General features: G+C 43.5%; 5 protein-coding genes. All 5 read right to left on the bottom strand.

Annotated elements, in window-relative coordinates:
- Positions 1-2,545: DUF11 domain-containing protein (locus IEX60_RS22840; RefSeq protein ID WP_188753714.1), on the bottom strand; the 2,545-nt coding region annotated here is incomplete at its 3' end.
- A 263-nt stretch (positions 2,546-2,808) separates the two neighbouring features.
- Entirely contained in the window at positions 2,809-3,435 is a 627-nt protein-coding gene (locus tag IEX60_RS22835) for a response regulator transcription factor (RefSeq protein ID WP_188753713.1), read from the bottom strand.
- A 218-nt stretch (positions 3,436-3,653) separates the two neighbouring features.
- On the bottom strand, positions 3,654-3,923 hold the full coding sequence (locus IEX60_RS22830; RefSeq protein ID WP_188753712.1) for a hypothetical protein: 270 nt from the start codon (positions 3,921-3,923) through the stop codon (positions 3,654-3,656).
- A 105-nt stretch (positions 3,924-4,028) separates the two neighbouring features.
- Positions 4,029-4,598: a gluconate 2-dehydrogenase subunit 3 family protein gene (locus tag IEX60_RS22825; RefSeq protein WP_188753711.1), complete on the bottom strand. Its 570-nt coding sequence runs from the start codon at positions 4,596-4,598 to the stop codon at positions 4,029-4,031.
- A 46-nt stretch (positions 4,599-4,644) separates the two neighbouring features.
- Positions 4,645-6,324 carry a GMC oxidoreductase gene (locus tag IEX60_RS22820; protein WP_188753710.1) on the bottom strand — a complete coding sequence of 560 codons (1,680 nt, stop codon included), beginning with the start codon at positions 6,322-6,324 and terminating at the stop codon, positions 4,645-4,647.
- Positions 6,325-6,371: the final 47 nt, after the last annotated feature.

Genomic DNA, 6,371 nt, shown 5'->3' with positions numbered 1-6,371 from the left:
CTACCGTGAAGCTCACCCCGCGGCTTTCACCGAACGGTACGTCGACCGTCCAGGTCAGTTTGTTATCGGCAAGCGTGGCCGATGGACTCGCGCTGCCTTCCTTGTAGGTGGTGTTCGCGGGGATCGCGTCACTGACGGTGATGCCGTCATAGTCCACGTCACCCGTATTGGTAACCGTGATCGTGTAGGTCAGCTCCTCGCCCGCCTTTACCTCGGACTTATCAGCCGTCTTCTCGCTGCTGAACGATTTCACCGGATCCGTAGTAATATCTACTCTCGGAGTCAACGGTTCTTCCAACTCCGGAGCCGTAACACTAGCTATATTTTCAATTTGGTTAATACCGGTAAGATTGTTTACAACGATAACCACAAAATCAACCGTAACCGATGAATGTGCCGGAACTGTTACATCCGTCCAAGTAATGGTACCAACACCATCATAATCACCACTAGCACTGCTACTAAAAACAGTATGTTCGGGAACTTCATCCGTGACGGTCGCAGTTATCTCCCTATCATAGTTATTATTGATCCGGATACTATATGTTAATTGCTCTCCGGCCTGCGCTAGTCCGTCGTTATTCGCATCACTGACTGTCTTTTCACTCGTTATATCACAGTTATCAGCAATCGTCACTGCAATTGTTTCTGTGTATGCTTCACATTCAGATTCTCCAAGTGATGAAACAGCTACACGTCTGAAAAACGTATTTTGATTCAAACCTTCAGGAGGATAAAAGGCTTCAGTAGCACCAACAATAATATTCCAGGTAATTTCATCGACACTGCTTTCCCAACGATAGGAGATATCACCTGCACCCTGAGCATCTTCTGTCGAGGCGAAGACTACAGGAACTGTACCCGGACAAATCGTTTGACTTCCAGAAATTATTCCTGCATCCACGTGATTAATTCCTACGGTTATGGCAAGGCGTTCCGCACTCTCGCAACCATCAATTGTTTGCGTAGCGTAATATATTTCCCCATCTATCAATGTCTCAGTGTCATCCAATAATTTACCGGAAGCATCGTACCACCTTATATCTGTTCCTTCAACCATTAAATCAGCAATCGTTGGAACAGCTTCCTCACAGAATATTTGAGATTGCTCTGAAGTAGATGGAGGAGGCGTGACGGTTACTTTTACCTCAACCGGATCTGAAAATCCTTGCCCGACACAATCATCTTGTATGGCTTCCACCCGATAACGGGTTGTTTCCTTCAATGCTCCTGTATTCAATATGGAACCCGACTCATTTTCAATTGTCACCCATTCGCCATTTGACGAAGTATTAGCATATTGCCAAATAAATTGATAATCTTCTACTTCCGTTCCGTTTGTAATAGTAGCCTGAAGTATAGATGCTTCCCCTTCACATACCGTGGGTGGCACAGCTTCAATTATCGGTAGATGATTATGCACACGCAACAAAATCGCATTGGATACTGTTCGGCAGTTTTTATTCTCTAACGTTAAAGGATCTCCAGCCGCGATCACGCGATACTCATAATTGTCGTCAGCTAACGAAGCTGGAAAGTTAAACGTATACTGATTTTCAGCAATCGGCCCCACCGCATTTCCCACTTTTTCAAAGTCATTTCCCTCCGTATCATTTCCATCGGCATTAACCTTACGACGTTGCAATTGATAGTAGTAGAAATTGTAAGCGCCCTGACTTACCTTAACGTCGTATGTTACATCGTATCCAACACAGACAACATCAGAATAATTACTCAAGAGCGTAATGGGTGGCCCCATGGGTCTAAAAGCGATGTCATCAATAGCCAAGTCATTCCCTCGAAATTCCTCAACAGCATTTCTAATTTGTAATCGGACCGTGCTGACATTAGCCGGCATATCAAAATCCATTTTCAACTCATACCAAACGTTCTTTTGGGGAATATCCGAATCGTCCGTGGTATGTGTAGCAATGGGAGAAACGGCACCTCCGTTCGCTTCATATGCGTCATTATCATAAATATCCAAGGTGATTTTGGGTTTGGGTTGATTCATTTCTCTATTGACATCCTTGATCCAAACAGAAAACTGGAATTTAGTACCTGCACATAAATTCTCAACGATGCGATCAAAATATAATGTGGTGGAGGAATGAGCGTCTACTAGCAGCATATATCCGGTACCATCATTTGTTGTGTGGTCGTAACCCGTATAAAAATAAGAGTTCTTATATCCTGCGGAATTAGTTACAATTGAGTAGGAGCCAATTTTATAATTATTGTCAATATATCTTGGGCCCCAATTAGGATCTCCCCATGTACCGTATTCAGTAGGTACATGATTTGGTGTATAGAACAATAATGATTGAATGTAATCGATATCCTCATTTCTGAAAATATTGCTAGCCTCTCCATTATTGGTTGGATAAGTATATAAGGTACCATTGCCTCCCGGTCCGGTTATTGCTTTGCCGAAATCCTCTACAAAGAGCGGATCTCCGAGACTAGGTGCCTGGGAAAAACTGTTAAGCGATCCAAAGAGTATTCCCAAAAGGATGAGTATGCCGAAAAGCATTCCCTCACTCATACGTATAATGTTTCTCATATCAATTTATAATTACCCAAATTGTCATTCCACTTGTGACGACATCAATGATTGTGTTCCCAACCCCAAAATCAATCTGCTAAGAATAATCGATAGATGCCGATATGTCTCCTGATTGCGACTTTGCTTTCATTTGACGCACAAAGAGAAAAATTTAACTGACGATCGGCAACCAAGTGTAAATGAACGACAGGAAAATGTATGTAAACAGAAGATTCTGTAGAAGAAAAACTACAATAGATAGGTTATCGGTAGATTTTCCAAATTGCTATAAGGTCACAAAGTGTTTTGACACCGATTTTTTCAAAAACCCGTTTTTTATAGGTACTAATAGTAGTTTCTCTCAAATTCATCGCTCTACTGATTTCGGTCAGGGATTCTCCTCTGACGAGCGATTCGACAATTTGAGCTTCCCGGTTAGACAACAAACGGAATGGGTTGTTTGAAGTCATATCATTTTCTACAGATCTCACCTCATCCTGTTGCCTTCCCAAGAAGAGTCCACCACGGAGTACCGTCTTGAATGCCAAAACAACATTCGCTATATCCGCTTTTTTGGGTAAAAAACCGTTGGTACCAAATGCGAGGTATTTGGGCCCATATACCGCTTCGTCGAGCTCGGAGAAAATAAGTATACGGGTTTGTGGACTTATGGATTTAATATGCTTTACTGTACCCAATACATGGGTGCTGTCACCGATCTCTGCATCTAAAACGACTAAATCATATTTTTTTTTGGGTAAGTCATTGAGCGCTGCCTGAAAATTCTGGGCTTCGCCGATAGCTGATAGGGGAAAATGTTGCTGTACTAACCATTTCATGGCGACACCGACAATTTCGTGACTGTACGTCAAAAAGATATTATGTTTCATGCTGCTAAGCCCGTTGTCAATCTGATTTGGCTCAAAATTACGTGGTCAAACAGGGACAAAAAAGCAATTGCATGCAAACAACAAAAAAATGTATATGAACGACAAAAATACGACAAATAAAAAACCGCGCCTTTTTAAGACGCGGTAGATATTTCCGATTTATTGCAAACAAAAGAATGCCTATTAGAGATATGTAGACATATCCACAAACGGCTATTTTAATAAGAGATATCTAACAAACTGCCTAAGGGTAACACCACACCATTTTTAAGCTGTAAGGAATCCTCAGTAAGTGTCCAAACGGTTGTTTCCACTCGCTTGGGTCCATCCAATGTTTGAAAAGTAATGACAGCCTTAGATTTAAACTCGTTCCCTAACCGCAAGGCACCTCGTAATTTATCCTGCAGCTCCATTGAATGGTCTTCCGATGCCCGTGTTAATTTATACTTTGGAATGTCTTCCTTGGGTATTAATTCTGCACTTATCATATTGATTGTTTATTTCGATAAACAATACTACTAAAATACCCGTGGAATCACAACCACGGGTATGAAAAATTGCAGTTACATGATCTCAATAATTGATTTTTTCGTTTAGGTAGCCCATGCCTTGTCTCCCTTTTTATAGGGATAATCGCCATCGAATCTTCCGGGAACTTGTACATAGCGCAGCGCCTTGGTTGCGCCCAATTCTGATGTAAAGAAACCAAGTAATGTTAACTGCTTAAATAGGTTAAAATAGTGATTGGGATCTTTGCTGTCCTTATTTTTCTGATAATCCTTCGCTTCCCTATCAATTGCATTCAGCAACTCAGTACGTTCCGTCGCGCTCAATTCCTGAAACTTCTTGCCGAATTTCGCGTTAGCCGCATCTTCTATCTTACCTAAGCCGTCAATAAAGACATCCTGTTCTTCCTTCGTGTAGCAATCTCTTACCATAACCGGGATAAATGCGCCTACACCTGCCTCTTTCGCTCCCGGGCTACTCGTTGGTGGCAATATGGTATCCGCTACATCACCGAGAAAATCCACGGTTTCAGGATCAAATAAGCCTTCTACATTTTTGGATGCAGTACGTGTGCATCCTTCCAGAAATAAATTGGCACCGACAACAGCTCCTCCCATAATCCATGCTACCCTTGCCAAAGCTTCTCTTCTATTCATGCTTCTTTGTTTTTAAAGTCCAATTAATATGCGCATATCACGCGCATCATAGGTTCCCCTTTTTCAATTCTTCCGTCGCGAAATTTACGGCACGAGCGGTTAAAGCCATATATGTAAGCGACGGATTTACGCATGATGCCGATGTCATACAGGCACCGTCTGTTACAAATACATTCAATGCATCCCACACCTGATTGTTTCCATTCAATACCGAGGTTTTGGGATCTCTTCCCATCCGGGCTGTTCCCATTTCATGAATACCTTGGCCAAAACCGTATCCATTATCGTAGGTAGATACATCCTTTACACCGGCCGCTTCCAGCATTTCCGCACAATCGTCCATCATATCCTTACGCATCTTATGCTCATTTTCCTTGATTTCCATGTCCATGGCCAATACTGGCAGCCCCCATTTGTCTTTTACTTCTTTATCAAGGGAAATGCGATTCTCATGGTATGGAAGGGTTTCTCCAAAAGCTGTAAAGCCTACGGACCAACTACCCGGCTCACACATCGCGTCTTTCCATTCACCTCCGATACTCATTTCAGCAATTTCTCCGCTCCAACGTCCCCTGCTTGCTGATCCCTGGTAACCGAACCCACGGACATAATCACGTTTATCATCACCGACATTACGGAACCTGGGAATGTACAGTCCGTTGGCACGGCGCCCGTAATAATATTTGTCTTCATATCCTTCCACCCGTCCCCCTGCTCCGCAACGGAAATGATGGTCCATGGCGTTGTGTCCTAACTCACCACTGCTGCTGCCCAATCCACCTTCCCATACATCGGTGGCTGAGTTCATTAAAATCCACGTAGAATTGAATGCAGATGCACAGACAAATACAATCTTTGCAAAGTACTCATAGGTTTGATTCGTTTCCGCATCAAGCACTTCTACACCTTTGGCTTTCTTCGTGTCTTTATCGTAGAGGATACGTGTTACAATAGAAAACGGGCGAAGTGTAAGGTTGCCCGTGGCTACTGCGGCGGGTAGCGTAGATGACTGAGTACTGAAATAGGCACCAAAATTGCAACCGAGCCAGCATTGGTTCTGGTATTGGCAGTTCACACGCCCTTCATGGGGCACGGTAAGATTGGCCACACGTCCCATAATGAAATGCCGTTTCCCTTTGTAATGTTCTTTGATTCGGGCGGCCAAATCCTTTTCAACCACATTCATCTGCATGGGTGGAAGAAAATCTCCATCAGGCAGCACATCCAATCCATCCCGGTTACCACTGATACCCGCCCATTTCTCCGCATAGCTATACCAAGGAGCAATGTCCTTATAGCGGATGGGCCAATCTACACCATGCCCGTCCTTCAGGTTTGCCTCGAAATCCAAATCGCCGAGTCGGTAGCTCTGTCGTCCCCACATCAATGAGCGCCCCCCTACATGGTATCCCCGGTACCAGTCAAAGCGCTTTATTTCGACATACGGGCTTTCCTTTTCATTGACCCAGAAGTCAAGATTTTTTTCATTCAACGGATAGTCCCTGCTCAAAACAGGATAGTCTTCAATCATCTGTTGCGTGCGCCCGCCCCGGTGCGGAAATTCCCACGGATGTTTGGTTGCTGCATGATAATCTTTTACGTGCTCCACATTCCGACCACGCTCCAACATAATGGTTTTCAGCCCTTTCTGCGTCAGTTCTTTCGCTGCCCATCCCCCGCTGATTCCTGATCCGATAACAATCGCATCATATACATTATCTGCCATAGTTTGTTATAGTTTTGTTTTAGTTTTATTAGTCAATGCTTTTGCTA

Source organism: Parapedobacter defluvii, from assembly GCF_014642075.1.
Taxonomy (GTDB): domain Bacteria; phylum Bacteroidota; class Bacteroidia; order Sphingobacteriales; family Sphingobacteriaceae; genus Parapedobacter; species Parapedobacter defluvii.
The sequence above is the reverse complement of the archived record's forward strand: the minus strand, read 5'-3'. Positions and strand labels throughout refer to the sequence as shown.